Raw genomic sequence first — 17,365 nt, forward strand, 5'->3', positions numbered from 1 at the left:
GCTAAAAGGTGATTACTAACTGTACAATTGTTCCGGTGCTGGGCTGTGAGCTGATTTGGAGGGTACCTCCCAGTAGCTCTGCCCTTTCTTTCATATTACGGATGCCATTTACTTTTTTTGCCAGCTCTGTTGAAAACAGTTGCTGGCTGTCGAAATGAAATCCTTTACCATTATCACGGATGCTTAATTGCAGGAAATTGGCGGTGCCGTCAATATCTACTTCAATAGTATCCGCGTCTGCATGTTTAATGGCATTGTTCAATGCTTCCTGCAAGATACGGTAAACGCCGGTCTTTACTTCTTTGGGTAAAGTAACTGCCGACAAAGTTTCTTCTAGTTGGAAGTCTATACCGGGAGCCGTTTGCCGACATATTTTAATCAGTTCTTCAATGGCTGCCCTCAGGCCGAAATCTTCCAGTACACTGGGCAACAGATCAGAGCAGATCCGTTTGGTTTCGTTAATAATACTATACATCAGGGAGTTGACCATCGCTATTTCCGGGTCATGTTGTATGCTGCGGTCTTCAATTTGTTCGAGTTTCATACGCAGACTGGTCAGCATTTGTCCGATACCGTCATGTATTTCGGCAGCAATTCTTTTGCGTTCTTTTTCCTGACCGTTGATGATGGAGTAGGAGCGGATGCGTTGTTCCGTTTCCTGTCGCAATAGTTTTTCCTGATTCGCCAGTTGCACCTGCTCCGTTAATTTCCGGGCTCTTTCTTCGGCATCTACCAGGCCCCGGATAATTTTTCGGATGCGGGTAGACAGCGGATAGAAGATGACGGCGGCTTCCAGCAGCAGGGTGAAGAGTACCAGTCCCAGTACGATGTATTCTATTTCTTTCAGGTTGCGTATCCGCTCTTTTGAAAACCGGTCATAGTCGAATACGATCAGCTCCATGCCCAGCAGGTATGATTTTTCATATGCCAGGATGGTTTGTACATAAGGTCGTATATGCGCTGGCGTGAAGGTGCTGTCGTTATACAATACGGTGATCATTTTGCTGGCAGCATCCCATATTTCCTGGTGTGGATTGCGGATAATCTCAAACATCTGTTTCAGCTCATCCTGGTCGTTTGCCGGCAGGTTCAGGAAGTTGCTGCCAGCCTGCAGGCCTTCATGTGATTTTTGCCATTGCTTGAGGGTATTAATAAATTCTTTGCGGTTATCTTCGATGTCTCTGCCAGACTCCAATAGCAGCGCCAGTTTACTCAACGTCTGGCTATACGTACGTAGCCGCGCAGCAAAGTTGATGACATGAGAATCATTCATCTGGTGATTGAGCGCCTGTTGTATTTTTATCTGGCTAAAAATACTTAGCAGGGCAATGGTGGTCAACGCCACCGCATAGAGGATGGTGAAGATTTTAAATACACTGCGATCTTCGGATACTGGATGCATAGCGAAATAGCTTTTAGCTTTTAGCGGTTAGCTGTTAGACTTTAGCGAGTAACCGTTAGCTGTTAGTGGTTAGAATTATCCAATAATACTTAATCTTCACTGCATTTTTCCTAATGGCTAAAGGCTAGTAGCTGCCCCGATATTACTTAATCTTCGCTGCATTTTCCTAATAGCTAACAGCTAAAGGCTAACAGCTATACCGATAATACTTAATCTTCACTGCATTTTCCTAATAGCTAACAGCTAAAGGCTAACAGCTATACCGATATATGTTTCTCCAGTGCGGAGTGCTTCAGTTCTTCCGCGGTGCCATCCATGACCATTTTGCCTCTGTCCATAAAATAATAGTGGTCTGTTACCTGGTTGGCGAAATCAATTTTTTGCTCTACCAATAATACAGAAAGTTCTTTTTGCTGCACCAGTTGTTGCAATATGCTGCCTATTTCCTGCGCGATAGACGGTTGTATACCTTCTGTAGGTTCGTCGAGTAACAGGAGAGAGGGGCGGCTCACCAGGGCCCTGGCGATAGATAGTTGTTGTTGCTGACCACCGCTGAGATTACCACCGGCACGTTTTCGGAAATCCTTCAGGATGGGAAAGAGACTGAAAATTTCTTCCTCCGGAACTTTGGCGTTGCGGTCGGGATGTGCCTGTAGTCCTAGTTGCAGGTTTTCGTATACGGTGAGCTTGGGGATAATTTCCCGTCCCTGTGGTACATAGGCGATGCCTGCTTTTGCTTTTTTATGCGGGGGCAGCGCCGTTATATTTTCATTGTTGAAAATGATACTGCCATCCTGTACGGGCAACAGGCCCATGATGGTTTTGAGCAGGGTGGTTTTGCCTACGCCATTGCGTCCCATGACGGTGGTAACGGCGCCTTTTTTTACAGCAAGTGTGGTGCCGCGCAGGATGGTGCTTTGTCCATATGCTGCGCTAAGTTGATTGACGATTAATACCGGTGCCTGGATTGTGTGGATCATAATGTTTCTAATTGAGCGTTAGTACGACCTAAATAGCAATCTATTACCCGCTGATCATTTTTTACTTCCGCGAAAGTTCCTTCCATCAAGCGTTTGCCACGAACCAGCACGGTCACCAGTTCGTTGGCTATCTGTTCTACAAATTTCATATCATGTTCTATCACAATAATGCTGTGTGCTTTGGATAACTCCAGCAGCAGGGCGCCTGTTTTCTCGGTTTCTTCGTCGGACATGCCCGCGGCGGGTTCATCTATCAGCATCAGCGTTGGATCCTGTAATACGACAATGGCTATTTCCAGCCATTGCTTTTGTCCGTGCGACAGGTCCCCGGCCATCTTATACATGACGGTGGTGAGTGATAATTTCGTGGCCACTGTATGTATCCTTTCTGCCAGGGCCGGCGTAGGTTTGAAGAAGAGAGAAGAGAAGATGTCTTTCTTCATTTTGGCTGCCAGCAGCAGGTTATCGTATACGGTAAGCCCCGGAAATACGGAGGGCTTCTGGAATTTCCTGCCGATGCCGAGTTCGGCAATCTTTACTTCCGTTTTGCCGGTAATAGCTTTGCCATTAAAAAATATTTCTCCTTTGTCGGCTTTTGTTTTTCCGCAGATGATATCCAGGAAGGTGGACTTGCCCGCTCCGTTAGGACCAATGATGACCCGCAGTTCTTTATCGCGCAGACTGAAATGGTCCAGGTTCAGTGCATGTACACCCCCAAATGATACCGACAGGTTGTTGACAGTAAGTAGCATATCAATGGGTTGTTTGAGATGTTTTGAAAGAAGTGAACCGTTGTTTGAGGCTGTCCAGTAATCCCATGAATCCTTTATCGAAGTATAATACGGTAATCACGAAAAGGAAACCGAGGATAAACAACCAGGAGTCCGGGAACAGACTGGTACAAACACTGTACAGGAAGTTAACCAGCAAAGCACCTATTACCGCGCCTTTCAGGTTGCCTCTGCCTCCCAATGCCACCCACATCACCATTTCCACAGATGCTTTTACATCCATACGGCCGGGTGTAATAATGCCTGTTTGTGGCAGATAAAGCATCCCGCCTACGGCAGCTAACAGTGCCGCCACTACGAAAACAGCCAGTTTGTAATCCACTACTTTATAGGCAGCATAGCTGATGCGTGATTCACTGTCACGGATAGCCTGTAATACTTTGCCGAATTTGGAATGGGTAATTTTATAACAGGCGAAGTAAGCTGCGCAGAGTGTCGTAAAGGAGAGCATATATAACCCCAGTTTTACGGAAGAAGAAGACAAATCATAGCCCAGCATGGTTTTGAAATCGGTCAAACCATTGGTGCCACCCAGGTTGGTTTCATTTCTCAGGAAAATTAACCACATGGCTAATGTCAGTGCCTGCGTAATAATAGCCATATACACGCCTTTAATCCTGCTTCTGAATAATACAAAGCCGGTAACAAAGGCAAACAGCGCGGGTATCAGCAGGCAGCCTGCGAGGGTCCATCCGAAAGATTGAAATGGTTGCCAGAATAACGGTAACGTATCTATTTTATTCCAGGCCATAAAATCGGGGAGTACGCCGCCGGCGGCCACTGTTTTTTTCAGCAGCAGGTGCATGGCAATGCCGTAGCTGCCCAGGCAAAAGAAGAAGGCCTGGCACATCGACAAAATGCCGGTATAGCCCCATATCAGGTCTATACCCAGCGCCGCAATAGCAAAACAGAAGTATCGCCCCCATACAGAGATGGTGTTCACTGAAAGTAGACCGGACATATATCCTGCCGGCAAAAGGATCGCGAATATGGCGATGAATAATATATAATACAGTGGATTGTTTTTCGTTTTCATATGCCTGGTTTTTAATCTTCCGCTATGCGGCCTTTGTCAGGAAATAAGCCTTTGGGTTTATACTGCATAAACAGCATGATAAACACGAGGATAAACACTTTGCCATAAACCGCCTGGAAGAAGGATTCCAGTACTTTGGTGAAGAAGCCAATGCCAAGACCAGAAACAATAGTACCTGCGAGCTTGCCTACGCCTCCTGTTACCACCACCAGGAAGGAATCAACGATATATGTTTGCCCCATATCCGGAACCACATTACCAATTAATGTGATGGCACAACCAGCCAGTCCGGCCAGTCCCGAGCCAATAAAGAAGGTGATAGCGGCGATACGTTTTGTTTCAATACCCAGACAGGCACTCATTTGCCGGTTCTGCGTAACCGCCCTGATTTGTAAACCCAGTCTGGTCCGGTAAAGCATAAAATAAGTCAGCAATACCATTACCAGGGTTAGCGCAATAATAAATAATCGATTATACGGTAACGTTAGATGCGGTGATACCTGCCAGCCGCCGGATAACAGCTGTGGTGTTTTAACGGCGGTGAGGTCACCAAATAAAATGCGGGCGGTTTGTACGAGGATTAAACTTACTCCCCAGGTAGCCAGCAGGCTTTCCAGCGGCTTGGCGTACAGGTGCCGGATGACGAGCCTTTCCAGCAACAAGCCCATTGCACCCGCTATTACAAAAGAGACGGGTAGCGCCGCTACGAAGAAAAGGTCTGTTTGCGGAATGCCCAGTACATTGGTGAAAAATAATTGAGTGCAATAAGTGGTATAAGCGCCTATCATCATAAATTCTCCATGCGCCATATTAATAATGCCTGCCAGTCCGTATACAATAGAAAGCCCCAGGGCAATGAGTATAAGAATACTGCCCAGACTTAAGCCACTGAAAAAGTTCTGTACCCGTTGGAGGCGGTCGTAGCGTTGTTCGAGGCTCGCGGCTTTTTCCGCCGCGTAGGTAGCCATCTCTTTATTAAAAAATCCGCTGCTGGCATATGTTCTCAGCAACTGTGGAGCGTTGTCGCTCCAGTTATCCGTGATGCTGTCTATATATGCTTTAGCCATAACGGCATTGGTAGCGCTGTATAATTTAGCGCCGTATAATACATCTTTACCGGTGCGGCGTGCATCGGCGTTGGTTTCTTTTGCCAGCGCGTTTTGGAGGATCAGTTGCACGCTGCTGTCGCCGGTGTTTTTCAGCTGACTGTAGGCGAGCAGGCGTTTTTGTGCATCGCTGCTATAGAGATTGAGCAGCGGCGTGATAGGGGCCAGTTGCAGGCGGTCGGCGCGGGAAATATCTACCGTTTGTAAAGCAGACAATGATAACAGCAGCGGTTGCCCGCTGCTGTTTTTCAAAAGTATATTATCGGGATAAAGAGAATAGAGCCGGTATGTTCCTTCTGCGGAGGGCTTACTGTCAACCGTTACCGCCTTGTGATCGAGCAGGTACAGCTTTTTGTCACTGATCGCCATGAGTAAAGGAAAGGTAGCCGGAATACGCAGGGCTGCCAGTCTGCCTATGGCATGCGTGCGGACGGAGTCATTCGCCGGTTGCAGCAGCTGTGCGGTATAAATGGAGGCGCTGTCCTGTGCGGCTACTGTTTGTTGAAACAGCAGTATGCAGCCAGCCAGTATCCATCGTAGTGTTAAGGAAATTTTCATCGCGTCATAATTGAGAAGTTGGAAATAGCCTGTCTTTTATCCGTGTTGAAAACTTATTTTTTTGCGTAAGTACCGTTGTGGTTTACCCAATCACAATCTTTGTCGGGAGATGTTAAAGGTGACCATGGTTGTGGATCTACGAGTCCCGCTGATTTCCAGATAATATCAAATTGTCCGTCCGGTTTGATTTCGCCGATCACTACCGGTTTGGCCAGGTGATGATTTCTTGGATCCATTTTCACCAGGCCATCAGGAGATGGGAAGTCCAGTCCATAGAGGGCGTTGCGTACTTTTGAAACATCGAACGAACCTGCTTTTTCTGCTGCTTTAGCCCAGAGGTAAACACCGGTATAAGCCCAGCAGATAGGATCATCCGTTACTCTTTTGTCGCCGCCGGGTAATCCTTTTTTAGCGCAGTAAGCTTTGAAGTCGGCAACGAATTTTTTGTTTTCGGGAAGATCGTTCGACTGGAAGTAGTTCCACGCAGCCAGGTGACCTACCAGGAATTCAGTGTCCATAGAACGGAGTTCATCTTCCGCAACAGAAAATGCCATGATAGGGCAGGTAGCGGAAGAAAGTCCCTGGTTGGCAAATTCTTTATAGAAAGGCACATTGGAGTCGCCGTTGATGGTAGAGAGGATACAGGCTTTTCCATCGGCAGCAAAGCGTTTTACTTTAGAGATGATGGTCTGATAATCCTGGTGATGGAAAGGCGTATATTCTTCAATGATATTTTCTTTGGGAATGCCTTTGGAGAGTAAAAATGCTTTCAGGATTTTGTTGGCGGTGCGGGGAAAAACGTAGTCTGTTCCCAGCAGGTAGAATTTTTTATAGCCGCCACCTTTTTCACTCATCAGGTATTCAGCCGCCGGAATCAGTTGCTGGTTGGGGGTAGCGCCGGTATATATCACGCTGTTGGAGCATTCTTCTCCTTCATATTGAACGGGATAAAAGAGGAGACCGTTGTTTTGTTCAAATACCGGGAGTACGGATTTGCGGGAAACGGATGTCCAGCAACCAAATACCGCCGATACTTTTTTGTCGATGAGCAGCTCTTTGGCTTTTTCAGCAAACAGGTCCCAGTCGGAGGCCGGATCTACGATTACGGGTTCTATTTGTTTGCCGAGTACGCCGCCTTTGGCGTTGATTTCATCTACTGCCATTTGTACTGCATCTTTCAGTGATACTTCAGAGATAGCCATGGTGCCGCTGAGTGAGTGGAGTACCCCTATTTTTACGGTTTCTTTGGTGGCAGTAGAATCGCTGCCTGTTTTTTTGGTACCGTTGTTACAGGAAGAAAAAAGTGCCATAGCGCCCAGCAGTAGCAGGGGAAGTTGTTTCAGGAAAGTGTGTCTCATGCGTAATAATATTTTAGGAAGAAGATGAATGAATGCGTGTGTAATCAGAAAATAAAGAACTGTGCCTGCAGCCATAGCTGACCGTATGTTTTTTTCGTGTATTCGTCGGCGGTAGCAGTGGCTACGTTATAGGTGCGGGTAGTATACGAGAGCCGGAGGTTGGTGCCGGTGCCGTTAAAGAAGTAGTTAAGGCCGCCGCCCATGACACTGCTGGATTTGCTTTTGTCGAAAGAACTCAGTTTCACCGTGCCTGCTTGTGCCGCATCGGCGCTGACGTCCTGGTTTTCGTACCTGATCCAGGGTTRTAGTTTGGATTTTTTAAAGTAGTACCCCAGTTCCAGGAACTGAACGGTTTGTTTAGGGATCAGGGTGGCGAAAGAGTATTTCGAGTCGGTGGCGGTGCCACCGGACATATACTGGAATGCCGCATTAACAGTGATGGATCCCGCGTTACCTAATGGGTAATCGAAGAATGCATCTGTGCTGTAGTTATGGTAGTTCGCCTGCGCATCTACGCCCACAGCCCATGCCAGGGTTTTGCCTTTGCCCAGTTTGGTGCCGGCATAGTAGTAATCTTTTTCAGCATCCAGGAAATTATAGGCCACACGTGCAACGGTGCGTAGCGGAGCGCCGCCGTCTACATTTCGACCGGTAAATACGCCGAGGCGATATTCCAGTTTGTCGTTGGCGAGAAAGCCTCGGGCGTTCACACCGAGGTCGCGGCCAAAGTTGCCCTGCAGGGGGCTGTTGGCAAACAGGTTATAAGGATACTGGAAATAGGTGAAGTCGTTGGCCATTAATCCGGCGGCGCCCTGTAAACCGTTACGGTTATTGGATACAAGCTGCATACCGGCTACCAGTTCAAATGCGTTGGAGAAAGTATATTCCAGTTGAGCATCTAATATAATCGGCGACACCTTCACATTTTTTTCGCCGTTGGACTGGATACCGATGGGAGAAGGGATTTCTGTTTCCATGAAGAAGCTGGCTTTCTTAGTCAGTTGTCCGCCTACCAATACCCTGGCGCGGTAAACAGAGAAACCTTTGTTCCAGTCTTTCGATGATTTATCATTGGAGGGCGCCCCAAAGCCACTTTGTTCTCCGGAGGCAAACATGTGTACAATAGCGCCTACCTGTATAGTTGGTTTAAATGCGGCAGCGTCCTGAGAAAAAGAAATGGTTTTAGCACTATCGGTGCTGGTGTTTAAAGAAGCGGGGAGTTCAATAAGATAGCTTCCTCTTTTTTTCTTTTTAGGAGGATCGTTTTCGGCTTTTGCAATAATAGAAAAAGTAGATAGTACTATGATGAAGCTGGTAGACAAATTCATAAAATAAGTAATTAGAGATGAATTAATGTACTTAAGTACTTTTTTGGTTGATCGATCAGTATACTTAAGTATAAAAGTAGAAGATTAATTTATTTAATTCAGTTAATTTTTGGAAAAAGGATCTTATTTCATGCGAAGTGTTGATTTTAAATGTACATATATTTTATTATAATGTGTTTATGGTTTTGTGTTTATTTAATGGTAAATATTTGATATATAATTAGTTGGATTTATTATTATATCAAACTGAACGAATTTTATAAATTTTAATGGACCTTAATTTTTAATTATTGCATAATTATTTAATATAATAACTTAAACGAAAGAATATTATAAAACAATAATGGCAAGACAACGCGGAAAGCGGGAGCAGTTGTAAAAAAAGGTAACTTGCGCGCCCAGATACCTATACCATGAGGAGTGTTCGTTTTTTAGTACTATGTACGCTGATCTTTTTTTCGGGACTATACAGCAGTACATTATCTGCACAAAAATTTTTTGATGGCGGTCTGAAAGGAGAAAGCTATTACAGCACCCGATACTATTACCTGCCTGATTCCACAAAGAAAAGTGGTTTGATAAAATATACTTTCGAGTCGCCCACCAGTTTCCGGTTGCATAGGATTTCATGAAGACGGCGATAAAGCAGATTTTCATACCCTTTCCAATGTAAAACTACCAGTTAGCATGACAAACGCAAAGTTCTCCAAATGCTTTGCTGAACTGCGTATTAGCGGAGATCTCTGTTTGTACCTGGTTTATTTTGAGAAGAGCAAAGTGTGGGGAGGTGGAAGCGGTCGAATTTCTGTCCGATAAACCTGGTATTGTGGAGTTCATTAATAGTCACGACTATACCGATGATGAAATTGAAATGGTAGTACAGGCCTATAACTACAGTAAATAAATTTGAAGGGTGTGATCGCTTTAAGAGCGATCACACCCTTACCTGATCTTTATATTTTACCGCTTCAACCAGCCCGTGATACTCATCCTGGGCTTATTCGTAAGCAATACTTCATGTTCCAGCTCACTGCTTTTAAAGAAAACAGTTTTGCCACTGCTGGGATTTATATGCTGCTCATCGCCACCGGTATGATAAATAGATAGCTGTCCGCCATCATCGGGGATCCAGTCGGTATTCAGATAGATAATCATAGAAAACTGCCGGCTATCATTATTGCGGAACTGATCCACGTGCTTTTTATAAAAGCTGCCCGCTTCATAGAGCGTATAATGAAATTCATACCCGGTGATGCCGGTGTAACAGGAGCGGTTCAGGTACAATATAAACTCGTCCATCACCGCAAAGAATGCATTTTCATGTGCATTGTTATGCTGTTTATCCAGCCAATAGATCACATCACCGCGAACGGCTTTGTCATGGGCTACCAGTTGTTGATTGCCGGTACCTGCCGCCAGCATACTTTTTTCAGAATAGAGATGTAACAGGTTTTCCTTTAAGTCGTTAGCAAGCTGAATACTTAAAAAATTTTCTGAGATACCTACTTTGCTTTCAATGAAGCTGTTGATCAATGTGTCAAAGGACTGTTGCAAAAAGAAGGAGAGATTATAGGGACAGAATTATCCGTAGTTCGGTGAAGGTAGCTGGAATTAAAGGATTTTGCGCAGTTAATGGTTAATATTCTTTTATAACAGGTTAATATCTGATAGGATTTTATTTTTCAATCTCCTAATTTCACCGCGGAAGTATATTGAAACTTTCCCTGCCACATGACTGATAAACTGCGTGCTGAGCTACCGGAACAGGAAAAAGAAAAGCAATTCGCCACGTTATTTGAACTGTTTAATAACAGGTTAGTATTATTTGCCAAAGGAATGTTACCTGTTGGAGACGAAGCCGCCGACCTGGTACAGGAAGCCTTTGTAGCCCTGTGGCAGCGGATGGATAGTTTCAGTGACCTGTCTGCCATCAAAGTATTTTTATATCTCACCGTAAAAAATAAATGCCTCAACATTTATAAACATGAAAAAGTAGTTCGCCGGTATAACAACACCCAACCACCCGCTCCGGAAGATAAACACCTCCTGCTCCGCCTTATAGAAGCGGAAGTGGCGGGAGAAATACAACAGGCATTGCAGCAACTGCCACCCGGATGCCAGCAGGTAATACACCTCAGTTATTTTGAGGGACTGCGTAATCATGAAATCGCTGAACGTTTGCACGTATCTGTGAACACAGTAAAAACACAGAAGAAGCGCGCCCTGCGCCTGATGCGGGACATTCTTAAAAGTCAGCCCTGCCAGCTGTTACTCCTCTTCGGAAAAATACTTTAAAAAAAATCGCTTTTCTTTTCACCCACTTTTTCTGACTGGTTGTTTATGTATCATCAGTTATGGAAGGTATCCGCAAAAATTTAGCAATCGCACAACTTATATCCCGGCAACTCACCGGGCAGATTACCCCTGCAGAAATGCTGGAGCTACAAGCCTGGAGAAAGGAAGATCCTGATCATGAAGCACTGTGGCAACAGCTCACAGATCCTGATCATCTGAGCGAACGGGTAGCTCAACTGGATCAGCCGAATAACAGCGACGCATTTGCGCAGCTGATGCAACGCATTCACACGGATGGCGAAACCGCCAGGCAACTGCAGGAGGACGCTGAGGTGTCCTCCCTCGCAGTGGCTCATCTGTCAGCAGAACGCCACTCCCGACTGCGGCCGCTGCTTCGATATGCCGCTATTGCCCTTCCTTTGCTGGCAGCAGTTTCCACCGGATGGTATTTCTTCCATTTTCATCGTGCAGCTACTCATCCCCCGGCTGTTGCGCAGCAACGAAACCGTTTACCACAACAAGCGCCTAACACCGTGCAGCTCCTGATTGATAACCAGGAAGCGATTCCATTGAATAAAACAGGGGCACAAACGATCCGCGCCATGGATGGTACCATCGCCCGCAACGATGAAGGCAGCCTGCTGTATCCGGTAAATACCAACCGGACAGAAGGTGGGGCTGTAGCACTGCAACAACTGGTTACACCAAAAGGAATGGACTATAAAGTAGTGCTTCCGGATGGTAGTCGTGTATGGGTGGGCGCTGCCACCAGCCTGCGCTTTCCTGCTGTATTTACCGGCAAGGAACGCAACGTGGAACTCAATGGGGAAGCGTATTTTGAAGTGGCCCCTGATGCGGCACATCCATTTGTAGTACATACCAACAAAACAGCTATACAGGTACTGGGTACCTCCTTTAATATAAAAGCGTATACGGGTGAACGTTATGAACGTACTACGCTGGTCAGTGGCGCAGTGAAAGTGAGTGCTGCCAACAGTCCCGAAAGTAAGGTATTACAGCCCGGGCAGCAGGCACTCGCAGGAACTGGTCTTACCCTGCAAACCGCTGATATGGATGCCGTCCTCGCCTGGAAGAAAGGACTGTTTATATTCCGTAGCGAACCACTGTCGGGTATCCTCGATGAATTATCCAGGTGGTATAATGTTGTTATAGTGAAAGAAGCCGGGGTGGATCTGAATGCCCATTTCACCGGTCGAATTATAAGAAGTGAACAATTAAGCGAAATACTACAATTCCTGGAGACAACGGGTAAAGTACGTTTCTCACAGGAAGGACAACTGTTAAGGGTTTTGCCTGGTCGTCCATAAATAATTAATCAACCAAGTATGTATAATTCCATGTAACCAGAATCAAAAAAACCGGGAATGCGCAAACACCCCCGGCTAATAATGCCAAACAACCTGTTTGTATTTGTGAAAAGGACACAGACAGGTATTGTCTAACTATTATGCTTAACAAAGTTATGAAAAAAAAAGCAAGCGCCGGGTACCTCCCGGACGACAAACTATTGCTGGTACTTATCTCCCGTACAATGCGACTTACCTTATTCCTTACACTGGCATGTATACTGCAGTTACGTGCCGCCAGCTATTCCCAGGAAATTAAATTATCGGTCTCCCTGAAAGACGCTAAGATTTCCAGCCTGTTTAATTTTCTGCAACAAAAAAGTGATTACCAGTTTTTGTACAATGATGAAGATGTACAAAAGATGCCGGCCATCAGCGTATCCATGCATGATGCTAGCATTGCGCAGATACTCGATGCCAGCTTCAACGGACTGCCACTGGGCTACCGTATCACCAACAAAACAGTAGTGGTATTTGAAGCACCCGCTAAAACAGCGATCGTGCAGGAGCACGTAATTACCGGTACGGTAAGAGATGCCGATGGTAAGCCCCTGGTTGGTGTGAGCATAGGATTGCAACATACCGGCAACGGTACGCAAACCGATGCGAACGGCCACTATAGCCTTCGCCTGAAAGATGGTAATGGTATCCTGGTGTTTTCTTTTGTAGGATATCAGAAAAAAGAAGAAGCCATCCGTGGCAGAACAGCGATTAACGTAGTGCTCGAAGCCAGCATCTCTGCATTGAATAATGTAGTAGTGATTGGTTATGGTACTAAAAAACAGGTGAATGTGACCGGCTCTGTTTCCAGTGTGAAAGGAACAGAACTGAAACAAAGTCCTGCACCGAACTTGTCCAACGCCCTCGCAGGCCGCATCACCGGCGTTATCGCCAATAACCGTAGTGGTGAACCTGGTAATGATTATTCCAGTATTCTCATCCGCGGTAAAGGTACCCTCAATGATAACAGCCCGCTGATTGTTATTGATGGAGTGGCCAATCGCGGTGCTTTCGAACGCCTCAACTCCGATGACATAGAAAGTATTACGGTGCTGAAAGATGCATCTGCAGCTATTTATGGCGCACAGGCGGCGAATGGGGTCATCCTCGTTACCACCAAAAGAGGCAAGCCCGGCAAACCTGTTATCTCCTATAATGGTAGCTATGGCCTGTCGCAGCCTACCTATATTACCAAGCTGCTGAATGCAGGGCAGTATGCTACCTACATGAATGAAAAATATGCCCGCTCCAACAAGCCCCTGCTTTTCACGGACGAGGATATACGAAAATATACAGATGGCAGCGATCCGCTGGGGCATCCCAACACCGACTGGTACCATTCTGTGATCAAAAATTATTCTCCACAAAATCGTCATGCGCTGTCGGTAAACGGTGGCAGTGATCGCGTGGATTATTTTATTTCCGGTGAATACCTTTACCAGGATGGAATTTATCGTAAGTCGGCCACTAACTTTCACCAGTATAATTTACGCTCAAATGTGGGCGCCAGCATCACCAAAAACCTGAGGGTAGCAGTAGATGTATCGGGTCGTGTGGAAGATCGTCATTACTCCAATTATAGCAGCGGATCTATTTTCGGAGAAACATTATCTGCGTATCCTACATTGCCGGATTATTATCCGAACGGATTACCGGGTCCTGGCCTGGCAGGTGGTCGTAACCCTGTGCTGATGGCTTCCGGCGCTACCGGTTACAATAAAGTAAAGGATTACTTCGTGCAGTCGAACTTTTCTTTCGATCTCAAACTGCCGTCTATTACACCTGGCTTGTCCCTGAGTGGTTTGGCAGCATATGATTTCCAGTTTCATAACGATAAAGCTTTCCTCAATAACTGGGATGCATTCCGTTATGACCCCGCCGCCAAAGTTTATAACAACATCAGGAATGAACAGAAGCCAATGCAACTCGACGAAGGTTTCAGAAATTATAGCAACAAGACGTATAACATCAAGCTGGCCTATGAAAGAACATTCCATATGCACGACATCAGCGGATTTGTGGCTTATGAACAAAGCGAAGGATATAACGAAGGTATTACCGCGATGCGGAGAAATTTCCTGAGCGACCAGGTAGATCAGATTTCCCTGGGTGCCGATAAAGATAAAGACAACAGTGGTTCAGCAGGACAGGTAGCGCGTCAGAACGTATTTGGAAGGGTGAGCTATGGCTATGCAGATAAATACCTGGCGGAAGTGATATTGAGATATGATGGCTCTTTTAACTTTCCTAAAAACAGCAGATGGGGAACGTTTCCCGGTGTGTCTGTAGGATGGCGTATTTCAGAGGAACCGTTTTTTAAGAACAACATCACATTGTTGGATCAGTTGAAAATAAAAGCATCCTGGGGTAAAATGGGGAATGATAAAATCGATCCTTACCAATACATCTTACAATATAATAAAGATAATGGCGTGTATTTCGGCAATGATCCGCAAAGGGTACCTGGTCTTTCTTCCGGTATTTCTCCTAATCCAAATATTACCTGGGAGGTAGCAGAAACGAAGAACATCGGTCTGGAATCTTCCTTCCTCAAAGGAATGTTTACACTGAATGTAGACTATTTTACTTCACGCCGTTCCAATATCCTGGTAGCGCGTAATGCTTCTATACCGGCATCTACAGGGCTCACCGGCAGCTTACCTCCGGAGAATATCGGGATTGTTAACAAGCATGGATTTGAAGTGGAAGCAGCACATCACTTCCGGGTGAATAAAGACTTTAGCTATAATGTTGGAGTCAATTATACCTATGCACAAAACAAAGTTGTATTCAATGACGAAGCAGCAGGTACACCGGCATGGCAGCGGATACAGGGCCATCCGATGAATTCCTGGTTAATATATAAAACGCAGGGCATCTACCATACACAGGCCGAAATTGATGGCTCTATACATCCGGCAGGCACGCAGCCCGGCGATGTCCGCTATATTGATGTGAATGACGATAAAAAAATTACCTCCGATGACCAGGTAAGGGTATTCGAAAGTGCCAACCCTACCAGCATTTACGGTATTACTTTGGGTGCTAATTATAAAGGTATTGGTTTAAACATTCTGTTGCAGGGGCAGGGCGGCGCTAAAATGCTGATCCTGCCTTCCCAGAATGGCGGTGCGTTAACACCACCGTTATGGATGTACGAAGATCGCTGGACAGCCGCCAACCCTAATGGCAGTATGCCCGCATCTTTTGACCGCGACAATGATATCACCAACCGTCAGTCTGATTTCTGGCTGAGGAATGCTTCTTTCCTGCGTCTTAAAACCGTGGAATTATCTTACACTTTCCCTGCTACATTTCTCTCCCGTTTAAACCTGCAATACCTGAGAGTATATGCAAATGGCTTCAACCTGGCGGTGTTCAGCCACGTGAAGAAGTATGATCCGGAGCTGAATGCGGTAACGGGTAACTACTATCCTCAAACGAGGATCTTTAACATGGGTGTGAATATTTCTTTGTAATCATTAATTAATCAGCAATCATGAACAAAACGATATATAAACTTTTTGTAGGCGGCTTTTGTGTGTGTATGGGACTATCTGCCTGTAATAAAGACTTACTGGATAAACAGCCTCCAATGAGCTATTCAGACGAGGTGATGTGGTCTGATCTGCGGTTGGTGGAAGCATATGTAAATTCGAGATACTGGATACTGCCGCATTTTATTGATGCCTCCAGCAAAGCCAGTACTACGGGGCTTTCCGGCGCCTCTGATGAAGGATATGATCACTGGAACTACGAAGGGGAGTTTCGCTTTAACCTGGGACAGATTACACCGGATTATACCGGTCTTGATAACTGGACCGATGATTATGCATATATCCGCAGCTGTAATATCTTTTTTGAAAGAATAGCAGGGGTAAAGGGAGATGAAACCCTTAGAAGTCGTTTAATCGGTGAGATGAAGTTTATCAGGGCCTGGTGTTACTTTGACCTGTTATCCCGCTATGGTGGGGTTCCATTGATTACCAAATCCTATACTATTGCCGACAAGAATTTCACCGTAAAAAGAAATACCTATGATGAGGTGATGGCTTTTGTTATAAAAGAGCTGGATGAGGCTTTACCAGGATTACCATTTACTTATAGCAGTGCTAATACCGGGCGCGTTACCAAAGGGGCGGTGCTGGCCTTTAAATCGAGGGCATTGTTGTATGCTGCCAGTAAACTGCATAATAGTAACCCTGTTGATCCCAACAAGTGGAAACTGGCTGGAGATGCGGCCAAAGCAGTCATAGACCTGGCAGATCAGGGATACTACCGGCTGGATCAGCGGGCGGATTACAAGCAGATCTTCCTGGATAAGAAAACGCCGGAAGCGATTTTTTCTTTCGGTATGAACGCTACCTATGCAGATAACTCGATAGATGTTTATATTTATCCTAACGGATCACATGGCTATTCCGCTTATGTGCCTTCCCAGAATATAGTAGATGCTTTTGAAATGAAGAGCGGTAAAATGATTACTGATCCTGCATCCGGATATGATGCGGCTCACCCGTATGATAACCGTGATCCACGTTTTTATGCCAACATTTTATTTAATGGTGCACCATTCAAAGGTCGTAATGTAGAGTACTTTATTGGGGGGATGGATAGTCCGCAGAGCAGCGTAGACAGCTGGAATGCCAGCTTCACCGGCTATAACTGGCGTAAGTATGCAGATGAAACCAACACCAACATATTTGGTGGCAGTGCGCAGAACTGGATTGCTTTCCGACTGGGTGAAATTTATCTTAACTACGCAGAAGCTGCTTTTGAACAGCACGATGAAGTAACGGCCCGCAAGTACCTGAACCTGGTACGTTCCCGCGCCAGTGTGCAGTTACCGGATGTTACGGCTACCGGTGAGGAGCTGAGGGATAGGATCTATCATGAAAGGGCCATAGAGCTGTGTTTTGAAGGGCATCGCTTTTTTGATGTGCGCCGCTGGAAGATTGCAGAAGCAACAGATAATTTACCATTGAAAAGAGTGAGTATTGAAAAGAAAGCAGATGGTACTTTTAAGTATACCTATCTTACTTTGCAGGATCGGAAATTTAACGTGAATAACTACCTATTCCCTATACCTAAAGAAGAGATGAATAAGAATAATGAGTTGACGCAGAATCCGGGTTATTAAGTAC

General features: G+C 45.6%; 12 protein-coding genes. 4 read left to right on the forward strand and 8 right to left on the reverse strand.

The window, feature by feature from the left end:
* Position 1: 1 nt before the first annotated feature.
* The 8 genes from AC1DP6_RS11680 to AC1DP6_RS11715 form a co-directional block, all read right to left on the reverse strand.
* Positions 2-1,402, reverse strand: a complete 1,401-nt coding sequence (locus AC1DP6_RS11680; RefSeq protein WP_477054959.1) for an ATP-binding protein — start codon at positions 1,400-1,402, stop codon at positions 2-4.
* A gap of 257 nt (positions 1,403-1,659) precedes the next feature.
* Positions 1,660-2,382, reverse strand: a complete 723-nt coding sequence (gene urtE / locus AC1DP6_RS11685) for an urea ABC transporter ATP-binding subunit UrtE (protein WP_477054960.1) — start codon at positions 2,380-2,382, stop codon at positions 1,660-1,662.
* A complete protein-coding gene (gene urtD, locus AC1DP6_RS11690; protein WP_477054961.1) occupies positions 2,379-3,134 on the reverse strand; it encodes an urea ABC transporter ATP-binding protein UrtD in 756 nt (251 codons plus the stop codon). The genes urtE and urtD overlap by 4 nt, the downstream gene beginning before the upstream one ends.
* Before the next feature lies 1 nt (position 3,135).
* Positions 3,136-4,209 (reverse strand): urea ABC transporter permease subunit UrtC, encoded by a 1,074-nt coding sequence (urtC, locus tag AC1DP6_RS11695; protein ID WP_477054962.1) that lies wholly within the window; start codon positions 4,207-4,209, stop codon positions 3,136-3,138.
* 11 nt (positions 4,210-4,220) lie between these two features.
* The gene (gene urtB, locus AC1DP6_RS11700) at positions 4,221-5,873 is read right to left on the reverse strand and encodes an urea ABC transporter permease subunit UrtB (RefSeq protein WP_477054963.1); all 1,653 of its coding nucleotides are present in this window, start codon (positions 5,871-5,873) and stop codon (positions 4,221-4,223) included.
* A 53-nt stretch (positions 5,874-5,926) separates the two neighbouring features.
* Positions 5,927-7,231: an urea ABC transporter substrate-binding protein gene (gene urtA / locus AC1DP6_RS11705; protein ID WP_477054964.1), complete on the reverse strand. Its 1,305-nt coding sequence runs from the start codon at positions 7,229-7,231 to the stop codon at positions 5,927-5,929.
* Between the two features lie 44 nt (positions 7,232-7,275).
* Positions 7,276-8,559, reverse strand: a complete 1,284-nt coding sequence (locus AC1DP6_RS11710) for a hypothetical protein (protein WP_477054965.1) — start codon at positions 8,557-8,559, stop codon at positions 7,276-7,278.
* A gap of 960 nt (positions 8,560-9,519) precedes the next feature.
* Complete coding sequence (locus tag AC1DP6_RS11715) at positions 9,520-10,113, reverse strand: 2OG-Fe(II) oxygenase (RefSeq protein WP_477054966.1); 594 nt, start codon at positions 10,111-10,113, stop codon at positions 9,520-9,522.
* A 177-nt stretch (positions 10,114-10,290) separates the two neighbouring features.
* Between AC1DP6_RS11715 and AC1DP6_RS11720 the strand changes: the two genes are divergently transcribed.
* The 4 genes from AC1DP6_RS11720 (at position 10,291) to AC1DP6_RS11735 (ending at position 17,361) form a co-directional block, all read left to right on the forward strand.
* Entirely contained in the window at positions 10,291-10,854 is a 564-nt protein-coding gene (locus tag AC1DP6_RS11720) for an RNA polymerase sigma-70 factor (protein ID WP_477054967.1), read from the forward strand.
* Between the two features lie 59 nt (positions 10,855-10,913).
* Positions 10,914-12,182, forward strand: a complete 1,269-nt coding sequence (locus AC1DP6_RS11725) for a FecR family protein (protein WP_477054968.1) — start codon at positions 10,914-10,916, stop codon at positions 12,180-12,182.
* A 155-nt stretch (positions 12,183-12,337) separates the two neighbouring features.
* The gene (locus AC1DP6_RS11730) at positions 12,338-15,700 is read left to right on the forward strand and encodes a TonB-dependent receptor (RefSeq protein ID WP_477054969.1); all 3,363 of its coding nucleotides are present in this window, start codon (positions 12,338-12,340) and stop codon (positions 15,698-15,700) included.
* Positions 15,701-15,720: 20 nt separating this feature from the next.
* A complete protein-coding gene (locus AC1DP6_RS11735) occupies positions 15,721-17,361 on the forward strand; it encodes a RagB/SusD family nutrient uptake outer membrane protein (protein ID WP_477054970.1) in 1,641 nt (546 codons plus the stop codon).
* Positions 17,362-17,365 lie beyond the last annotated feature (4 nt).

The organism is Chitinophaga sp. 01L420 (genome assembly GCF_056399985.1).